17 protein-coding genes and 1 pseudogene are annotated in these 18,053 nt (G+C 70.7%); 6 read left to right on the top strand and 12 right to left on the bottom strand.

Annotation, left to right across the window (positions count from 1 at the left end):
• A pseudogene (locus ETD83_RS11565) lies at positions 1–826 on the top strand (hypothetical protein); the annotation flags it as partial.
• A gap of 92 nt (positions 827–918) precedes the next feature.
• The gene (locus ETD83_RS11560; RefSeq protein ID WP_138645078.1) at positions 919–1,581 is read left to right on the top strand and encodes a nitroreductase family protein; all 663 of its coding nucleotides are present in this window, start codon (positions 919–921) and stop codon (positions 1,579–1,581) included.
• 47 nt (positions 1,582–1,628) lie between these two features.
• Here ETD83_RS11560 and ETD83_RS11555 read toward each other — a convergent pair whose 3' ends face one another.
• Both ETD83_RS11555 and ETD83_RS11550 read right to left on the bottom strand, forming a co-directional pair.
• A complete protein-coding gene (locus tag ETD83_RS11555; RefSeq protein ID WP_138645077.1) occupies positions 1,629–2,261 on the bottom strand; it encodes an HhH-GDP family DNA glycosylase in 633 nt (210 codons plus the stop codon).
• A 73-nt stretch (positions 2,262–2,334) separates the two neighbouring features.
• A complete protein-coding gene (locus ETD83_RS11550; RefSeq protein WP_138645076.1) occupies positions 2,335–3,117 on the bottom strand; it encodes a ribonuclease HII in 783 nt (260 codons plus the stop codon).
• A 159-nt stretch (positions 3,118–3,276) separates the two neighbouring features.
• Here ETD83_RS11550 and ETD83_RS11545 point away from each other — a divergent pair, with 159 nt between their 5' ends.
• The 3 genes from ETD83_RS11545 to ETD83_RS11535 are packed head-to-tail and all read left to right on the top strand — an operon-like array spanning position 3,277 to position 7,821.
• Positions 3,277–5,898, top strand: coding sequence for an AAA family ATPase (locus tag ETD83_RS11545; RefSeq protein ID WP_138645075.1), 2,622 nt, complete (start codon positions 3,277–3,279; stop codon positions 5,896–5,898).
• 53 nt (positions 5,899–5,951) lie between these two features.
• On the top strand, positions 5,952–7,037 hold the full coding sequence (locus ETD83_RS11540) for a winged helix DNA-binding domain-containing protein (protein ID WP_138645074.1): 1,086 nt from the start codon (positions 5,952–5,954) through the stop codon (positions 7,035–7,037).
• A gap of 58 nt (positions 7,038–7,095) precedes the next feature.
• The gene (locus ETD83_RS11535; RefSeq protein ID WP_138645073.1) at positions 7,096–7,821 is read left to right on the top strand and encodes a histidine phosphatase family protein; all 726 of its coding nucleotides are present in this window, start codon (positions 7,096–7,098) and stop codon (positions 7,819–7,821) included.
• Between the two features lie 21 nt (positions 7,822–7,842).
• Here the strand turns inward: ETD83_RS11535 and ETD83_RS11530 are convergent, their stop codons facing one another.
• The 10 genes from ETD83_RS11530 to ETD83_RS11480 all read right to left on the bottom strand — a co-directional run bounded on the left by ETD83_RS11530 (position 7,843) and on the right by ETD83_RS11480 (position 17,064).
• A complete protein-coding gene (locus ETD83_RS11530) occupies positions 7,843–8,691 on the bottom strand; it encodes a 5-oxoprolinase subunit C family protein (RefSeq protein ID WP_138645072.1) in 849 nt (282 codons plus the stop codon).
• Between the two features lie 13 nt (positions 8,692–8,704).
• Entirely contained in the window at positions 8,705–9,319 is a 615-nt protein-coding gene (gene pxpB, locus ETD83_RS11525; RefSeq protein ID WP_138645071.1) for a 5-oxoprolinase subunit PxpB, read from the bottom strand.
• Positions 9,316–10,068, bottom strand: a complete 753-nt coding sequence (locus ETD83_RS11520) for a LamB/YcsF family protein (RefSeq protein ID WP_138645070.1) — start codon at positions 10,066–10,068, stop codon at positions 9,316–9,318. Before ETD83_RS11520 ends, pxpB begins: the two co-directional genes overlap by 4 nt.
• A 29-nt stretch (positions 10,069–10,097) precedes the next feature.
• A complete protein-coding gene (locus ETD83_RS11515; RefSeq protein WP_138645069.1) occupies positions 10,098–10,466 on the bottom strand; it encodes a hypothetical protein in 369 nt (122 codons plus the stop codon).
• Positions 10,463–11,965 carry an SseB family protein gene (locus ETD83_RS11510; RefSeq protein ID WP_138645068.1) on the bottom strand — a complete coding sequence of 501 codons (1,503 nt, stop codon included), beginning with the start codon at positions 11,963–11,965 and terminating at the stop codon, positions 10,463–10,465. The genes ETD83_RS11515 and ETD83_RS11510 overlap by 4 nt, the downstream gene beginning before the upstream one ends.
• 63 nt (positions 11,966–12,028) lie before the next feature.
• Positions 12,029–13,528, bottom strand: a complete 1,500-nt coding sequence (locus ETD83_RS44360) for a TY-Chap domain-containing protein (protein WP_230420836.1) — start codon at positions 13,526–13,528, stop codon at positions 12,029–12,031.
• A 100-nt stretch (positions 13,529–13,628) separates the two neighbouring features.
• Positions 13,629–15,167, bottom strand: a complete 1,539-nt coding sequence (locus ETD83_RS11495) for a hypothetical protein (protein WP_171064150.1) — start codon at positions 15,165–15,167, stop codon at positions 13,629–13,631.
• 179 nt (positions 15,168–15,346) lie between these two features.
• Positions 15,347–15,595, bottom strand: a complete 249-nt coding sequence (locus tag ETD83_RS11490; RefSeq protein ID WP_138645066.1) for a hypothetical protein — start codon at positions 15,593–15,595, stop codon at positions 15,347–15,349.
• A 64-nt stretch (positions 15,596–15,659) separates the two neighbouring features.
• Entirely contained in the window at positions 15,660–16,430 is a 771-nt protein-coding gene (locus ETD83_RS11485; RefSeq protein ID WP_138645065.1) for a cytochrome b/b6 domain-containing protein, read from the bottom strand.
• Positions 16,417–17,064: a molybdopterin-dependent oxidoreductase gene (locus ETD83_RS11480; RefSeq protein ID WP_230420837.1), complete on the bottom strand. Its 648-nt coding sequence runs from the start codon at positions 17,062–17,064 to the stop codon at positions 16,417–16,419. The genes ETD83_RS11485 and ETD83_RS11480 overlap by 14 nt, the downstream gene beginning before the upstream one ends.
• A gap of 151 nt (positions 17,065–17,215) precedes the next feature.
• Here ETD83_RS11480 and ETD83_RS11475 point away from each other — a divergent pair, with 151 nt between their 5' ends.
• Positions 17,216–17,797, top strand: coding sequence for an HhH-GPD-type base excision DNA repair protein (locus tag ETD83_RS11475; RefSeq protein WP_138645063.1), 582 nt, complete (start codon positions 17,216–17,218; stop codon positions 17,795–17,797).
• The last annotated feature ends 256 nt before the right edge of the window (positions 17,798–18,053 follow it).

Here is an 18,053-nt window from a genome sequence, read left to right as displayed (position 1 = left end):
GTGTACTGCCCGCCAGGAGGCGGCGCCTCCGCCGCCTCCTGGCGGGCAGTACACGCCGCCACCGCCGCCGCCGGGGGGCCAGTACGCGCCGCCCCCTCCTCCGCCACCGCCGCCAGGCGGCCAGTACGTGCCTCCGCCCCAGCCACAGGCGCAGCCCCAGCAGCAGGCGCAGCAGGCGCAGCCGCAGCAAGGTGGCGGTGCCATCTCGCTGACCAAGAACTCTCCGTCGGTGTCGCTCACCAAGCACGGCGCGACGTCCGGGCACATGCGGGTCAACCTCAACTGGACGGCGCGGGCGGGCGTCGCCAAGGGACGGCTCGGCAAGCGCCGCCGCGGCGTCGACCTCGACCTGGACCTGTGCTGCCTCTGGGAGCTCCGGGACGGCCGCAAGGGGATCATCCACGCGCTCGGCGACATGGGCGCCCTGGACCGCGCGCCGTTCATCAAGCTCGACAAGGACGACCGGACCGGAGCGATCGAGGCGGGTGAGAATCTTCACATCAACCTCGACCACACCGCGGACTTCAAGCGCATCCTGGTGTTCGCCGAGATCTACGACGGCGCCGACGACTTCCGCGGCCTGGACGCGATCGCCACGCTGTTCCCGGTGGGCGCGCCGCCGATCGACATGCGGATGGACGACTGCGTCGACGCGTCCCGCGACGCCGTCCTCGCCCTCATCGAGAACGTGAACGGCGAACTGGTCGTCCGCCGTGAGGGCCGGTTCGTCCTGCCGCCTCCCGGCCGTCCGCGCTGGGGGAAGATGTCGGTCGACCAGGCGTACGGCTGGAACCTGGAATGGGTCGCCTCACGCGGCAAGGACTGAACGGCCCGTCCGCGCATGTGCTGGTTAGGGGCCGGAACGTTGGCTGATGCTGCCGATTGTCCCGAGCCTGGCGGCAAGGGTAGGAACGTCGCATGAGCTCTGAGCGGCAGTACCCCGTCGTCCCGGCCCCCCATTTCGATGTTCCGCAGGAGGAGGCGGTCGAGCGCGTCCAGGCGTTCGCCGATTCGATGACGTTGCGGCGCACCGTGCGTGACTTCTCCCGCCGTCCGGTGCCGCCGGACGTCATCGAGCACGCGATCCGTGCGGCGGCGACGGCGCCGAGTGGGGCCAACCTCCAGCCGTGGCGGTTCGTGGTCATCACCGACGCCGAGCGCAAGCGGAGGCTCAGGGAGGCCGCGGAGCAGGAGGAGCGGGAGTTCTACGAGCGGCGCGCCTCGCAGGAGTGGCTTGAGGCGCTGGCGCCGCTGGGCACCGACTGGCGCAAGCCGTTCCTGGAGGACGCCCCCGCGGTCATCATCGTCTTCGAGGTGCACAAGGGCCCGGAGACGCCCCGGCCTTACTACGTGAAGGAGTCCGTGGGCATCGCCGTGGGGTTTCTGTTGGCCGGGCTGCACCAGGCGGGTCTGGCGACGCTCACGCATACGCCGAGCCCCATGAGGTTCTTGAACGAGGTGTGCGACCGTCCGCAGGAGGAACGCGCGTACGTGGTGATTCCGGTCGGCTACCCGGCCGACGACGCGATGGTGCCCGACATCACCCGCAAGCCGGTCGACGAGGTCATCGTCCGGCTATGACCTCCGCGCGTTCGTGACCCTCCGCACGTCGTGACTCTCCGCGTGGCTCACGCGGCCTTGAGGGCCTCGGCGAGCTTCTTGTCGCGGGCGACTCGCACCAGGGCCGCGCTGAGCCGCGCGAGGTCCTTGTCGGGCACCTTGGACGCGAGCTCGCCGGCGTCGGTGGGCAGGCCGAGCCGTTCGGCGCCCTTCCTCACCTGGCCGTCGATGTAGGGGCGCAGCCAGGGCCAGATGGACTGGGCCTCACGGCAGAAGATGTCCACGCCGGTGGGCCCGATCCCGGGGAACTCCTGGAGCAGCTCGGCAGCCTTGTGCGGGTCGCGTCCGGCGTCGATGGCGAGCCGCCGCAGATCACCCCCGTACCTGTCCTGGACGATCTCGGCGGTGTCGCCGAGGCGGGACGCGGTGCTCTCGTCGTAGCGGACGTAGTGGCCGCGGCCGAGTGCGTCGACCCGTTCCTGCCAGGTCAGCTTGCTCATCCCGCGCGGTGTCCCGCCGCCCGCCTCGAACAGTTCGCGGGCCGCCGCGATGGCGATGTCCGAGGAGATGCGCGCGCTCAGCAGGTTGGCCAGGACGAGCAGCTTGAAAAGCGCGGCCGGCTGGTCCTTCAGCGGGATGCCGGCCTCCTCGGCGAACGTCTCGCCGGACTCGTGCAGCAGCTTCTTCACGACGGTGTCCATGGCATCTACCTCCTGTCATCGCCCGCCCTACCCGAGTCGGCGAGGATGACTCATGCCCAGGCGCGGGCAAGGGTCACAGAAGGCTGAGCTGCCCTTCTCCTGCGAGCGGGTCACGGTGCTTCTTGAGGTGCCGCCAGCGTGGAAGGTCGTCCAGGTAGGACCATGACAGCCGGTGATGCGGTGTCGGTCCCGACTCCTCAAGGGTCTTCTGGTGGGTGGGCGACGGATAGCCCGCACTGTCCGCGAACCCGTATCCGGGGAATTCTCCGTCGAGGTCTGCCATCAACCGGTCACGGTGGACCTTCGCCAAGACGGAGGCGGCCGCGACGGTGACCGACCTTTGGTCGGCCTTGACCTCGCAGCGCACCCGCCAGGGCCGGCTCAGGAAATCGTGCTTGCCGTCGAGGATGACCACGTCGGGCGGGACGGGCAGCGACTCCAGCGCCCGGACGGCCGCACGCCGCAGCGCCTCGGTCATGCCGAGCTCGTCGATCTCCTCGGGACTGGACGCGCCAATGGCATGGCCTGCGAGCCATCCGGGCAGCACTTCGGCGAACGACGCGCGGTGGGCTTCGGTGAGGAGCTTGGAGTCGGTCAGGCTGACCGTTCTCTTGCCGCGCCCCTGGAGGACGGGCGGCGGAGTCAGGTCGGTGACCGCCGCGCACACCACGACGGGGCCCGCCCACGCGCCGCGTCCGACTTCGTCCACCCCGGCGATCGTGCCGGGACTGCCGCTCCTGGACGATCCTGCCCGGAGTTCGTCCTCGATCTCGTAGCCCGCGACACGCGAGATCTCCTTCGCGATGGCAGGGCCCGGATCCAGTCCGGGCAGGGCGTGCGTGGGGTCGGTCCGCATGCGCCCATCATCGCAGTGGCCGTCCACTTCTGGACACTACAAATGTGCTGGTCTCGGGACTGAGGTCTTGCCTGTCCCGCACCAGGCAGGCGCACCGGAGCCAACGAACAGGGCGCGGGGAGTCCCGTTCCGGGCGGTCCTGCGCTTTACTCGCTTCTGATGGCTTTGTTCGGCAGGTCCCGCTCCCGCCCGGCGAAGGACGCCGCGGCGCGGGATCTATTTGAGCGCCTGCGATGGCGCTACTTCCAGGTCACCCCGGGCGTGAGGTTCCTGGGCGGGCTGTTGCTCGTCGCCTTGGCCGTGTCCGCCACGGTGGTGCTTGAAGGACCCGTCCTTGCTGCTGTGGCGTTCCCGGTGATCCTGCTCGTCGTCGTCCACCTGACGTTGCGCTCGCCCACGGGCATGGCAGTCGTAGCGGTGATCGTGGCTTGGCTGGCGCTCTCGGTTCCTCTGGGAAGCCTCTACCCGGACGAAGGGCACCCGCCGTACCTGAGCCCCGCACTGCTCCTGGCCTTGCTCGCGCTCCCGGTGGCGTTCGTGGCGTTCCGGCTGCGCGGTTACGCGCCATGGCGTTCCGCGCTCCTCGCGCTGAGCGCGGCGGGCGTGACGACCGCGGCCATCGCGCATCCGTTGCCGGAGGCGAGCGTGGCGCCGGGCTGGGTGGCGGCCCTGGCCTTTCTCGCCTACCGCTGGGACCAGGCGCGGCGCACGGTGCCCGCTGAGGCGTACGAGACCGGCTGGGTCCAGGAACAGGCCGGCCCGAAGGGGGACGGCAACGCCGGGCCGCGCAGGAACCCGTCCGGCGGCGACAGGCGCGAACGCCCGGACCGGCTTGACAAACACGACAGGCCCGAGCGGTTCGACAAGGCCGACAGGCCGAGCCGGCCGGGGAGATCCGATAGGCGCGTCCCAGACGACGATGAAGCCGGCGCTTCAGCGGTTGTGCACGCGGGTCATGAGCAGCGCGCCGCGGCGCAGGCGGCCGACAATGCGGTGGCCCCGGAGCGTGCGAATCCCACGGAGCCGCGTAAGGAAAAGGCGCCGGAGATCTCGGTGGCCGAGGCGCTCGCCGAACTCGAGGACATGATCGGGCTTGAGCCGGTCAAACGGCAGGTCCGTTCCATCGCCGCGTCCATTGAGGCCGCGCACATGCGCGCCGCCGCCGGGGTGCCCACAGAGAAGCCGATGCGGCACTTCGTGTTCGTCGGGCCCTCTGGGACGGGCAAGACCACCGTGGCGCGCGTCCTGGCCAAAATCTTCTACGCCTTCGGGCTGCTGCCTGAGCCGGCCCTGGTCGAGGCGCACCGCGCCGACCTCGTCGGTGAGTTCCTCGGTGCCACCGCACTGAAGACCAACCGGCTCGTTGACTCCGCCCTGGGCGGGGTGCTGTTCATCGACGAGGCGTACAGCCTGGCCAACTCCGCTGAGGGCCAGCCGGACCGGTTCGGCGATGAGGCCGTGCAGACGCTCCTCAAGCGGGCGGAGGACGACCGCGACAACCTCGTCATCATCCTTGCGGGATACGACGCGCAGATGGCCGAGTTCCTCGACTCCAACCCGGGGCTGGCGTCACGGTTCGGCACGCGTGTGCATTTCCCTTCGTACCGTCCTGCCGAACTGCTCCGGATCGCCGACTACCACACCAGCCTCCGCGAGGACCGGCTCGACGCGGAGGCGCGGCGGCGGCTCGCCATTCGGTTCGAGGAAGTCGAACGGCGCGGCATCGTCGACGAACTGGGCAACGGACGGTTCGTCCGATCCCTGACCGAGGCGGCGGCGCGCGCGCGGGACGTGCGTGTGGTCGACGCCGTGTCCGCGTCCGCGGCCCCAGCGAACCCCAGCGCCGACGACCTGGTCACCCTGCGCGCCGAGGACGTCGAGGCGGCGTTCGCCGAGGTCACCGAGCGCTACCGCGGCTACGCCGAGACGCCGACGCTCGACGAGGCCCTCGGCTCGCTCGACGCGATGATCGGGCTCGAACCGGTGAAGCGGCAGGTCCGCGAGATCGCCGCCCAGCTCCAGGTCGCGAGGATGCGCCAGGCGCAGGGCCTGGTCACCCGCCCGCCGACCCGCCACTTCGTCTTCACCGGGCCGCCCGGCACCGGGAAGACGACCGTCGCGCGCGTGCTCGGGCGCATCTTCGCCGCGTCCGGGCTTCTCGCCCGTCCGGAGGTGGTCGAGGCACAGCGCGCGGATCTCGTCGGCGAACACCTGGGTGCCACGGCGCTCAAGACGAACAAGGTGGTCGACTCCGCCCTGGGCGGTGTGCTGTTCGTCGACGAGGCGTACGGGCTGAGCAACCCGGGCTACGCCGGTGGGGACGCGTTCGGCGCGGAGGCCGTGCAGACGCTGCTCAAGCGCGCCGAGGACGACCGCGACCGTCTCGTCGTCGTCCTTGCGGGATACGAGGCCGAGATGAACCGGTTCCTGTCGTCCAACCCAGGGCTTGCCTCACGATTCGACGTCCGCGTCGACTTCCCCTCCTACGGGCCGGACGAACTGCTCCGCATCGCCCAGCTCATCGCCGAAGAAGGCGGCGACCAGTGGGAGGAACGCGCTCTCGACGACCTCGCCCTGGTCTTCCAGCGCGCGTGCGGGTCGGGCCGTATTGACGAACTTGGCAACGGCCGCTTCGCCCGATCCATGTACGAGAAGGCGAGCGCGCGCCGTGCGCTGCGGGCGGCACGGCTCGGCGACGCCGCGACCGCAGCCGACCTCACGGTCCTCACCACCGAGGACGTCCGCGACGCGTTCGCCGAACTCACCCACCGCCTGACCTGACCCAAGCGCGTGTGCCGTGCCGCCGTGTCGTGGGCGTGCGCTGTAATCGGGGCATGACCTCGGTGACGTGGGCGCAGGTGCTGGCCTGGCGGATGCGGCGGCAGTTCATCGAATCCGCCGCCGACGCAGGGGCGTTGCAGATAGCGCGAAGGTTGGCGGGAGTGCAGGCGCAGGTCGCCTCGGCGGCGGAGTTCGCCGTGGCGATACGGCAGACGGCTCCCGAAACGGGCGCGGTGCAGAGAGCAATCCTGGACGAACGGACCCTCGTCAAGACCTGGGCCATGCGCGGAACCCTGCACCTGTTGCCCGCCGACGAAGCCGCCGCCTATCTCGTCCTGTGCGCAGCCGTGCGCAACTGGGAGAAACCTGTCTGGCAGAGGAATTTCGGGGCCACGCCCGCCGATCTGGAGGCGATCGCCGAAGCCGCCGCCGGCGCGCTGGCCGACGGCGCGGTACTCACACGCGAGGAGCTGACCACGGCCGTCGTAGAGGAGACCGGCTCACGGCATCTGGCCGAAGTGCTCGGCTCCGGCTGGGGCACCTTGCTCAAGCCTCTGGCCTGGTGGGGCGTGCTCTGTTACGGGCCGTCGCAGGGTACCCGCGTGACGTTCACGTCCCCTGAGCGGTGGCTCCCGGGCTGGACGGGCCTGCCGTCCATGGAGGACGCGGCCCGGACGGCCATTCATGCCTTCCTAGGTGCGCACGGGCCTGCCACCCCCGACATGTTCGACAACTGGCTGATGCGCAAGCTGAACCGCAAGAAGGACGTCAAAGCCTGGTTCGCCGCAGCCGAGGACGGGCTCTCCACCATCGAAGTGGAGGGCGTGCAGATGTACGTCCTGGACGAGCACCGCGACGAACTCCTGAACACCGAACCGAGTACGTCCGTCCGGCTCGTCGGGGCCTTCGACCAGTACGTCCTGGGAGCCGGGACGGGTGCGTCCTACCTCGTGCCGGCGGAGCGCCGAAAGGAAGTGAGCCGCGCGGGCGGCTGGATATCGCCTGTCGTCCTTTACGAGGGGCGTGTAGCGGGCGTCTGGGAGGCGAAGGACGCCGATGTGACCGTCACCGCTTTCGAGGACGTTCCCACCGCCCCGCTCAGGGACGAAGTGGCCCGGATGGAAGCGCTGCTGTCCTGACGGGTGTGGCACGACCCGGATCGAAGCGGGTGTGGAGCGTTCATCTAGTGTGCCGCCCATGGACGATCGCGACGACACGGCCCATCGGCGCGACGAGGCGGACGAGCCGGCCGTGTACCGGCAGACGCGGTACAAGGCGCCGGACGGAGCGGCCGAGCTTCTGCTGATCCGGCACGGCGCCTCTGAGCCCGCCCATTCGGACCGGCCGTTCCCGCTTGTGGACGGCCAAGGCGATCCCGAACTCGCGCCAGAGGGACGCGAACAGGCGGAGCGGGTCGGTGAGCGGCTCGCTGAGGAGAACCTCGATGCGATCTATGTGACGCCCCTGCGTCGTACGGCGCAGACCGCGGCTCCGTTGGTCCGTCGCCTGGGACTGGAGCCTCGCGTCGAGCCCGGCCTGCGCGAGGTGTATCTCGGTGAATGGGAAGGCGGTCTGTTCCGGAAGATGGTCGCCGAGGGCGATCCGGTGGCGCAGCGCATGTTCGCCCAGGAGCGCTGGGACGTCATCCCCGGAGCGGAGGCCAACGAGGCGTTCGCGGGACGGGTCGACGCGAGCCTCACCCGGCTCGCGGCGGCGCACGCGGGCGGCCGGATCGCGGTGTTCACCCATGGTGGCGTGATCGCCCAGGCGCTCGCGGCCGCGACCGGGGCCAGGCCGTTCGCGTTCCTCGCCCCCGACAACGGTTCCATCTCGTGCCTGGTGAGGATCGGTGACCTGTCGTCCATCCGCGGGTTCAACGACGTCTCCCACCTGGACTGGTCCGTGGCCGCCCCGCTGACATAGGCGCCGGGTGCTCGCCAGGTGCTAGAGGCGGAAGCGGAGGCGCTGGCCAGGGCGCAACTGCGCGGCGTCGGCGATACCGGTTGAGGCGAGCACCGCGACCACTGGGTAGCCGCCGGTCGTCGGATGGTCGGCCAGGAAGATGATGGGCATTCCGCTGGGCGGCACCTGAAGCGAACCGGTCACCATGCCTTCGCTGCCGAGTTCGCCCTCGCGGACGCGTGCCAGCGGCGGGCCGTCCAGGCGTACGCCCACGCGGTTGCTGTCCGGCGACACGACGTACGTAGTGGACGTAAGCGTCGCCATCGCGTCTTCAGCGAACCAGTCGTCACGTGGCCCGGGCAGGATGCGCAATATCGGTGTCTCAGGCATGGGCGGCGCGGGCGCGACGTCCACGGCGATGTCGCCGAGTCCTCTGGCGGACCCCACCGGAATGCGGTCGCCAGGCGAAAGAGGCGCAGGGCCTAGCCCCGACAGAAGGTCGGTCGAACGGCTCCCCAGAATCTCCTCGACGACGACACCACCCCGCACGGCGAGATAGCTGCGCAGCCCAGACTGCGGCGTGCCGAACTCGACCAGCCCGCCGTCCGGGACATGGCACGGCGCGTTCGTCCCGTATGCGCGGCTGTCGATGCACAGCGGCACTGGTGCTCCCGTGACCGCGATCCAGGTGTTCCTGTGGAAACGCAAGGCGGCCCCGCCGAGCGTGAGTTCCACGGCAGCCGCGCCCTCGGGGTTGCCAACAAGCCGGTTCGCCAGCCGGAAGGCACGCTCGTCCGCGGCTCCGGAACGCGGTACTCCGAGGTGCGCGCGGCCCGGCCGCCCGAGGTCCTGGACGGTCGCCAGCGGGCCGGGCCGCACGATCTCGATCAACGCACGACCTCGATCACGATGGTTCCCGGGGCACGAAACGGACGCGCGTTCCCGGCCTGAGCAGCGACGGGGGATCGCGCGTCACGTCCCACAGCCGCAGCCTGGAACGTCCGAGCAGCCGCCAGCCGCCCGGGGAGCTGGACGGGTAGACGGCCGCGTACGGCCCCGCGATCGCCACCGAGCCCGCCGGTACCGAGGTCCGCGGCGACTCGCGCCGCGCCACGTGCAGGGCCGGGTCGAGGCCCGTCAGGTAGCCGAATCCGGGGGAGAAGCCTAGGTAGGCGACCGTGTACGAGGCGGTGGTGTGACGGTGGACGACCTCGTCGCGGGACAGGCCGGTGAGTGCGGCGACCTCGTCCAGGTCCTCCCCGTCGTAGACCACGGGTATCTCCACCGGTTCCGCGTCTCCTGCCGCGTCCTCGGGTAGGCGCAGCTGCGGAAGCCGTGCGGCGAGACGGTCCAGATCGGCCGACGGGTCGACGATCACCAGGACGGTCTGTTCCCCGGGGACGACGTCCACGACACCAGGCGGCGGATCGTCACGCAGGGCGGCGTTCAGGCGGTGCGCGGTCACGAGGTCGCCGGTCTCCACGAGCAGGGCCGCGTCACCGGCGCGCAGCACTCTCACGCGAACGGCTCCAGCGCGACCCCCGCCCCGGACAGCGCCGACCGCACCGACCGGGCCAGTTCTACCGCGTTCGGAGTGTCGCCGTGTACGCACATGGAACGGGCGTCCAGCGCGACCTCTCCGCCGTCAACGGAAACGACGGTGCCCTCTACGGCCATCCTCACGGCACGTTGGACGACGGCGTCCCGGTCATGGACGACGGCTCCCGGTTCACGGCGCGACACGAGCCGACCAGACGGCGTATAGGCCCGGTCCGCGAAACACTCGGCGACCACAGTGAGCCCTTCGGCGACATCGCGCACCGCGGAACCCGCCAGTGTCAACAGCGGTAGCGAAGGATCGTAGGCCCGTACCGCATCGGCCACGGCGCGGGCCTGGACGGCGTCGCGTGCCACCCGGTTGTACAGCGCGCCGTGCGGCTTGACGTAGGCCACACGTCCGCCTTCCGTGCGCGCGATGCCGTCCAGGGCGGCGACCTGGTAGAGGACCTCGGCGGTCAGTTCCGGTGGGGGCACGTCCATCTCGCGGCGTCCGAAACCGGCCAGATCCCGGTACGACACCTGCGCGCCTATCGTCACCCCACGCTCGACGGCGGCCGCGCACACCCGGCGCATGATGAGCGGATCGCCCGCGTGGAAGCCGCACGCCACGTTCGCGCTCGTGATGACGTCGAGCAGTGCGAGGTCGTCGCCGAGCTCCCAGATGCCGAACCCCTCACCGAGGTCGGCGTTGATGTCGATGACCGCCATGCCCAAGACCTACCACCGATCACCGCGTTTCAGACGATCTCCTCGCGCACGTCCTCCACCTCGTGCCTGGACGCCCACGCCTGGTACACGCCACGGTCGAACAGCTCCAGCCGCAGCCGCTCCGCCACCGCCGCCTCGCCGCCGCTGTGCTCCACGCGCAGCCAGCCGTCATGTTCGCCAAGCACCACGAACGGCTCACCCTGCCAGGTGCAGCGCGTCGTGACGTACCGCAGGTCGTCCACGTCCGACAGCGGCACCACCTGGACGTACCGGTCCGGTGAGATCCGCCTGAAACCGTCGGTGTGCCGCGCGGTGTAGAGCCGGACCAGGTCGCCGTCCGGGCTCGCCTCGTACTCGGCGCCGTGCCAGGCCGCGTAGTAGCCGTGCCGGACGCTCATCCACGCCCTCCCGGCAGTATCACGAGCCACCTGCGCAGATCGGCGTCGTAGGACGCCACCGGCGACTCCGTCCCGGCGACGACGAGCCGGTACAGCTCGGCGCCGTGCGGCAGCCGCTGGCTCTCGATCTTGAACTCGGGGATGCCCGGGCCGTCGCCCGGCGCGTGGAGCGGCCCCGGGAACAGCGACGGCTTCACCGCCGGCCAGCGGATCACGAAGATCTCCTCGTCGTCGGGCGTGAACGGCGAGCCCTCGTACACCAGCCCGAGCCCGCGGATCAGCGCCGCCGGGGTCGCCGGCTCCGCGACGTCCTGGACCCGGTGCACGTAGCCGGCGACCAGGTCGTAGCCGCCATCCAGGTAGTGCCGGACGTGCTCGGGGCGCACCGCCTTCTGCATGATCACGACCTGCGGCCCGCCGTCCGCGGGCCCGCGCCGTCCCGTCGAGGACGCGGCCTCCCGCGGCCGAGGAGCGACGGGCGGGCTTGTAGGCGTCTCTGAGCCCTCCGGAACGCCGGACGGTTCCCGAGGCTCGGCCGGCGACGGAGAGGGGCTCTCCGGCGGGCTGGGGGCCGTCCGGGCGGCGACGGCGTCACCCGGGACGGGTTCGGCGCGCGCCGGCCCGTCGGGCTCGAAGAGCGCGTTCGCGTCCAGGTAGGACGCGCTCGGCAGGCCCGGGTTGATCGCGAGCTGCCAGTCTGGATGCGGCCAGCCGCGCGACAGCTCCGCCAGCGACGCCTCCCGGTGGTGCGCGGCCTGCCCTTGCAGGGAGTGGTTCATAGCCTCGGGCGAGGTGAACGCCAGGACGAACGTCCCGCCGCCGAACCGCGCCGTGGCGAACTGGTGGTCGCTCGCTCCTGCGCCCCCGGGAGCGGGCAGGTACAGGACGGCGCGTGCCAACAGGTTGAGGTACCCGTGCTGGTCGCCACGCTCCCGCGCCTCCGCGAGTGCGGTCTCCAGACCGGAGTCCGATGGGCCGGCGGGATGCACTTCGGGGTGGCTCTCAGGTTCGGGGACGGCCAGCGGGATGCCGAGCCCCGGCAACGCCAACGGGCCGCCGTCAGGCCCGGCCCGGCTCGCCTGGTAGACGAGTTCGAGCGGCGACTCGACGTGGTAGGCGTCGCGGAACGCCCCGACCATCAGCCCGGCAAGGAGGGCGGACGCCTCCAGACGCTCCGCCGAGACCCGGTCGACCCGGTCACCCCGGCCGGCCCGGGCACGACGGTCACGGCGCTCGCGCAGGGTGAACTGCTGCCACCAGTTCTTGCGCTCCTCCTCGTCCGGCGGCTCCCAGCCGAGCGCCCGCAGCCGCCGCTCCTGCCGCGGGGCCAGCGGGCGGGGCAGGAACGCGCTGCCGACGGCCTCGGCGTCGAACAGCCCCTCGGACCTCATCGCCTGGACGTAGGGCAGCCCGCTCGGACCCTGCACGATGACGAACGACGTGACCGGCAGGCGTGACAGCTCCAGCGTCAGCCGCTTGGCGAAGTCGTTCCAGTCCACAAGGGGTCCACTCTCACATCCGTGGGGCGCCGGGGATGCTACCGGACGGTAGTCGAATGCGCGTCAGTCGGCCCGCGGAGCCGGAACGGCGTCGGCCTTCGCCGGTGCCCACACGCCGCCGATGGCGTCATAGACCGCGAGCGGCGTCTCGTCGCCCTCACCGGCCGAGCGCCAGAGGCGGGTGCCATGGGGCGGACGGAGCGGGACGCCTGCGGGCGGCTGCGCGGCTACGGCGGGCTTCTTGTTCGTTGGCGCGCCCAGAGGAAGCGCCGCCGCGTTCCCCGCTGTGGCGCTCTCCGCCTCGGTGGGTTCCGGTTCGGCGGGCTTCGGCGCGACGACCTCTTGCGGGAAGCTCTCCCGTACGACGGGCTCCCGCACGACGGGCTCCGGCTCACCGTCGCCCGGCCCAAGCGCCGCCCGTAGATCGGCAGTGGTGTACGGGTCGATGGCGGTGTGGGAGTTCTCATGCGGCCGGTCGACGGTAGGAGCCGAGCCGTTGGCCGCCGGGATCGACCCACCGGCGACGGGGTTGGGCCCGGCGAGCGCGTTGGGGTCGACCTTCCCGTACGGGTTGGGCACGTCCGGCGCGAGGGACGGCGCCGCGCTCGCCTCTGCGTCCATGCGGGAGACGACGGACGAGTCCAGAAGGACTTCGCTGGGCAATCCCCAGTTGATCGCCAGCCGCCAGGTGGGGTCGGGCCAGGCGGACGCCAGCCGGGCGAACGAGGTGCGCCGGTAGAGGCCGGGGTGCCGGTCGCCGGTGCGGGCCAGGGCCCCTGGCGAGGTGAACACCGTGACGTAGGTGCTGCTGCCGATCGTGATGGTGGGGAACTCGGCGCGGTCGGGATCCTCCACTGCGGGCGCCGTCGCCGGGAGCACCAGGTCGGCGTTGGCCAGCAGCCTGAAGTACGCGCTGTTGTCGCCGTTCGCCTTGGCCTCGGCCAGGCGTGGTTCGAGCAGATCGGCGTTCGCGCTCGGAAGGCCCTCCGGCGGCATGTAGGTCCCCCTAGGCGGCGTCCCGGAGGGAAGCGAGCCCGCCTCCGCGAGCACGTCGCCGCCGGGCGCGCGGCCGGTCGAGGATCGGCGCTTGTTCACGCGCGACGGGTCAGCCACGTCGATGCCGAAGTCGGTCAACTCGATCAGCCCGGTGCCGTGCCGGTGGAACGACTCGTACACGAGGTCGGACGGCCGCCTGACGCCCTGGACGTCGCGCAGGGCGGTGACCATGACGTCGGCCAGCCGCGAGAAGTCGCCGCCGGTCACCGACTGCATCCCGCCGGGCGCGCCGAACTCGGGCAGTTCCGTCCACCAGTTGCGCGGGGCGGGCTCGGCGGGCGGGCGCCAGCCCGCGTCGCTCATGACCTCCTCGTCGGCCAGTGTGAGCAGCAGCGGCCCTTCGAGGAAGTTGTTGCTGACGGCCTCGGCGTAGAGTCGGTCCGGCTCGCGCATGGCCTGAACATAGTGCCGGCTCTCATCGCGCTCCCGCACGATGAGGATGGTGTCCCGTTCGAGACCCGCCAGCTCACGACCCAGCCGCCGGGCGAACTCGGACCACTCCAACAAGATCACTCCCTACGACCGGAGGCCGGCCCCCCGGGCCCCCGCGAGACCATGCCCGAGAACCGATGATTACCGCCGGGGACGCCGCGTGCAAACCGGGAGTTCACTCCGGTGGGGGTTCGTGACGCAGCACATGCAAGGCTTCGCGGAGAGCCTCCGGATCTTCTCCGCAGCGGTCCAGGACGTCGATGAGTTTGTGCAGGATCTCGTGGCGTTCGTAACCGATGTCGAGCAGTGATTGTGCGGTATCCCACAGCTGCGGGGGCTCCCCGTCCCACAGACGTTCGGCAAGGCGTTCGTGCGCGTTCAGGTGTTCTTCGTCCGCGCCGGGGTGCTCGAACTCCAGGATGACGCGGCGGTCGTCGCGGTCGGCCGGATCCAGGGTCGACAGGTTGATGAAACCGTGCCGCCCGGAGCGCCTGTGGGTGCCGGACAGGAACGGCAGGGCGAACGCCCGCCGCGGCAGCGCCTCGAGGTCGCCGTCGGGCAGGAGCCGGCCGACCAGATCACGGTCGAGACCGAACGCGGACGGGTCGCGGTAGGCCTCGGCGAACTTCGCGGTGGCGTCCCAGAGGGCGTCCAGCGTCGCCCTGATGCCCTCCTCGGGCAGCCCTGTGCGTTTGCCCGCCCACCGAACCCACGCCGCCAGCACGTGAGGGACGGCCTCCTGTTCGGTCGGGGACAGCAGGACCTTCCGCGGCAGCCAGTCGAGCAGGAACATCTCGCACTTGACGGGGCTGACCCGCAACGGCCGCCCGAAGTCGTGGGTGCAGCCGTAGTCGATGATGCGGTCGACGCACCGGCTCGCCGCGGAAAGGTCGGACAGACCCTCGGCCTCGTCCGACGCGAGGAACCTCGCCGCGATCGTCGCTCGCCTGTCGCGTCCGTACACCGGGGGCTGGGGGAGGCGCCCACCCGGCGGCAAGATGTCCACGCGCGCGCGGACGAAGGCGTGATAGGAGCCGAAGTTCTCGTTCACCGGCGGGTCGTCGGTGTCGTCCGTGAGGTCCAGCGCGCTTTGCAGCAGCGCCCTGGCGTCCCGCGAGTCGAGGGGCTCGAACCGCATCAGCGGGTTGTCGCGTCCCTCACGGCGGCAATGGTCCAGGAGCGTGTCGACCTTGGACGACACCCAGGCGTCCCTGACCATCCCGGGCATCGGCGGCCGCCCCACACGCGCGACGGGGGCGAACTGGCCGCTGGCCGACGGGACGGCCCCGGCCTTGTTGCGATCGACCAGGATGACCAGCGCGTGCCGTTCAGTGCCTCCATACGTGTAGGTGCAGACGATGGAGTCTTGGTCGCCGTAGACGTCCCTGGACACGAAGCACTCCTCGGGAGCGACCATCCCCACGCGGTCGGCCCAACCCGGCCTGGCGACGCCGTTGCCCATCAGCTCCAGCGCCGCGCGCTCGGCCATGGCGGCCTGGCGCGGGGTGCCCATGTAGGCCATTCCGATGAGCAGCGCCAGCGCGGCCGGGGTTCCGACCGTCCCCGCGTGGGCGACCAGTGCCTCGCCGATGATCTCCTCGACGTCGCCGTCCGGCACCCGCTTCGCCCACCACGAGCCGAGGATCTCGCTGACGATGAGCTCCGCGTCCAAGGGGCTGCGCACGGCCAGCAGCTCGCGGGCATGCTGCAGCATGCCATCGAAGATCGCGGTGACCTCGTCGGGGGGTGGCGATCCCTCTCGGCCCGGTTCCCCGGAGGAACGGTGGTGGCGGCGGGGATTCACCCTTCTAGCCTCTCAGATCAGCCGCGGGCGCTGTCCAGGACACGTCCGAACAGGGGACGGCGGCGACCTGGGACACGCGAAGGGGCTGCTCAGCCGTCGACTCCGCTAACCGGGGCGCGTCCAGAGGGCGGTTCCGATTTCAGAATGCCGGTGAGATGCTCACGCGCCATCCGTTCGACGCTGGTGGGCGTGGCCTCCAGACCGAGGTGGGCCATGCACGCCTGGACGTCGGCCACACACCGCCGGACCATGTCCGCGTGGAAGGTGGCGAACTCCTCGCAGAGCCGTCGGGTGAGCGCGTCGCGGGTCTCGGTCCGATGACCGGCCAGTGCAGGCATCAGCGCACACCTCCGCGCACGGGGTACCTCTCGATGTCCCATTCCAGCGCTTTTGCGGAGAGAGTCAATAGATATCGGGACGTCGTTGGGCAAATTCTGTGCCGTCGTCGCCGGAGCCCCCGTCCGGATCGGCGTTCGTCGCTGTGACCTGGGAACTCGCCCCGGCACCTGACGATCTTCGGACGGCGTCCCGCGACCTCTGCCAGGCGTCCGCCCAGCCCGCGTGGTGCCGTGCCGCCCAGCCGGGCTCCACCCGCCCGGTCAGCATCGCGTTGAGCGCGCCCCGGTCCCGGAACGCCTCCCACAGGTGCCCCGCCGTCACCACGACGACGATGAGGAAGAGCCAGTCGTGGACGAACGTGGCGCCCGTCCGCCACCGGTCACCCCAGGGATCGGGGAACGTCATGATCTCGCCGGTGCCGAGCATCAGCAGGATCGCGCCCGCGGTGAACGCCGCGTTCAGCTTCTGCCCCGCGTTGAACTTGCCCACGGGAATGACTCCGCGACCGTCCTGCACGGCCCTGCGGTCGCGGCGCTTCAGCCACTCCCAGTCGTGCGGAGCGAATCTGTTCAACCGGCTCAGGTCGGCCCTGAAGGCGCGAGACGCGAGACCGAGCACGATGGGCACCGGCAGTGCGAACCCGCACCACACGTGGACGGTCTTGAGCGTCTCCCGGTGGCCCACCAGCGTCGACAGCAGCGGCAGGTACAGGCAGGCAGCGGTCGCCAGGCAGATCAGCATCAGCAACGCGGTCACATGGTGGATCGACCGCTCCGCCACGGTGAACCGCATGAGCCAGGTCCGCTCGGACGGAGCCGGGTCACGTCGGCGCATCGTTCCGCCCGTTCGACCGGCCCACCCAGGCGTCGACGTCGTAACCGAGGTTCTCCCAGTAACCGGGAATGACCTTGTCGGTCAGTTCGATGCCGCCGAGCCACTTCAGCGACTTGTAGCCGTACATGGGCGCCACGTAGAGGCGCGTCGGGCCGCCGTGGTCGTGTGTGACGGGTTCGCCGTCCATCTGCGTCGCCACGAGGACGTCCCGCCGGCGCGCCTGCTGCAGCGTCAGCGACTCCGTGTAGACGCCGTCGAACGACGTGAATCGCACGGCACGGGCCCTGCGCGACACTCCCACCGCGTCCAGCAGGTCAGGGAGAGCCACGCCCACCCAACGCACGTCCGGCACGCGCCAGCCCGTCACGCATTGGAAATCCTTGTCGAGCACCGTCTGGGGGAACCGTGCCAGGTCGGCCAGCCCGAATGACTGAGGCTTGTCGACAAGGCCGCCGACGGTCACGCGGTGGGTGGCCGCACTGTGCCGCTTCACGCTCCCGGTGACGGAGTAGTAGCGGAACCCTCCAGCCGCCGGGAGGATGTCCCCGATCGGCCCCACCGGCGCCAGGGCACGGCTCACGCCGTCCTGAACGGATGCCCCCACGGCGACGCCCGCCGCGCCGAGGCCGAGCATCCCCAGCACAACCCGCCGACCAACGGGACTGCCCTCCGCCCGTCCGTCCTCGCTCATCTCCTCATTCGAGCACCGCTGGACGCTCCACGCCAGGTTCCGGCCGTGCCCGTAAGACTTCTGACAGATCTGGGACCGGCTCTAAGCTGGGCCCATGGCCACGAAGGTTCATCTAGCCCAGCGTCCGGAAGCCGACGAGCTGCTCGGACGCAGCCCGCTGGCCGCGCTGGTCGGCATGCTGCTCGACCAGCAGGTCCCGATGGAGTGGGCGTTCACCGGCCCCTACACCATCGCCCAGCGGCTCGGCGCCGACGACCTGGACGCGCACGAGATCGCCGCGCACGACCCCGAGCGCTTCGCCGCGCTGCTGTCGGAGAAGCCCGCCGTCCACCGGTATCCGGGTTCCATGGCCAAGCGGGTCCAGCAGCTGTGCCAGTACCTCGTGGACACCTACGACGGCGATGCCGAGAAGGTGTGGAAGGGCGTGGACAGCGGCAAGGAGCTGTTCAAGCGCCTCAACGGCCTCCCCGGGTACGGCAAGCAGAAGGCACAGATCTTCGTGGCGCTGCTGGGCAAGCAGTACGGGGTCCAGCCGGACGGATGGCGCGAGGCCGCCGGGGCCTACGGGGAGGAAGGCTCCCACCGGTCCGTCGCCGACATCACCGGCCCCGAGTCGCTCGCCAAGGTCCGCGCCTTCAAGCAGGAACAGAAATCCGCGGCCAAGGCCGCCAAATAGGAAGGCCGCCAAATAGGAGCGTCCCGCTACCGGCGGGGGACGCTGGCCGGAACTCGCCGAACGAGCCGAGTTGACGCCCTGTGACCCCCGGGCGCCGTAGCATCTCCTACTCGCCGTCCTGGCGGACCGCCTCCCGTGTCCTCCGCGACGGTGTCCGAATCCGACGTGTTCGCCTGTGGCCGAAGGGGACAAGGATGTTCATCAGGGCTTCCGTACGCGGCGAACCATCGGGATGATGAATACCTGACTCCGAACG

It is taken from the genome of Actinomadura soli (genome assembly GCF_005889715.1).
Classification (GTDB): domain Bacteria; phylum Actinomycetota; class Actinomycetes; order Streptosporangiales; family Streptosporangiaceae; genus Spirillospora; species Spirillospora soli.
The sequence above is the reverse complement of the archived record's forward strand: the minus strand, read 5'-3'. Positions and strand labels throughout refer to the sequence as shown.